Genomic DNA, 492 nt, shown 5'->3' with positions numbered 1-492 from the left:
GGTCGACTCCACCGTCACCCTCGTCGACGCGGCCGGGCGCGCCGCCCACCGCCGCCCCCTGACCCGGCTCCACGTCGCCTGGCCCGTCGGCGTCTCCCGCAGCCGCGCGCACTGGCCGGCCGACGAGGCGTGGGACTGCTTCGGCGGCCCTCCGACCGCCAACCGCCTCGGCCCCTGGATCACCGTCGCCTCCGTGCTGCGCGGCGCGGTCGAGATCCGGCTGGCCCGCGTCGACCCCGCGGACGCCGACGACGATCCCGGCCCCTTCACCCTGCGCCTCGGCGGCTGGCCGCTGGCCGGGACGACGGCGGGCGCGGTCCGCCACGGCCCCGGCCCCTGGGTCGAGATCACCGACGGACGCGGCCTGCGCTCCACCCTCGCCGGGCTGCGCGGCCTCGACGTGGTCCGGGTCCACCCGTCGCGGGACAGCAACCCGCTCGGCCCGGTCTCGGCCGTCCCCACCCTCGCCACCACCGCGCCCGTGCCCCACGC

At 79.9% G+C, this 492-nt stretch carries 1 pseudogene; it reads left to right on the top strand.

The window, feature by feature from the left end:
- Positions 1-492, top strand: a pseudogene (locus E1283_RS37960) (DUF2264 domain-containing protein); the annotation flags it as partial.

Origin of the sequence: Streptomyces hainanensis, from assembly GCF_004348415.1 — a bacterium.
Classification (GTDB): Bacteria; Actinomycetota; Actinomycetes; order Streptomycetales; family Streptomycetaceae; genus Streptomyces; species Streptomyces hainanensis.
The sequence above is the reverse complement of the archived record's forward strand: the minus strand, read 5'-3'. Positions and strand labels throughout refer to the sequence as shown.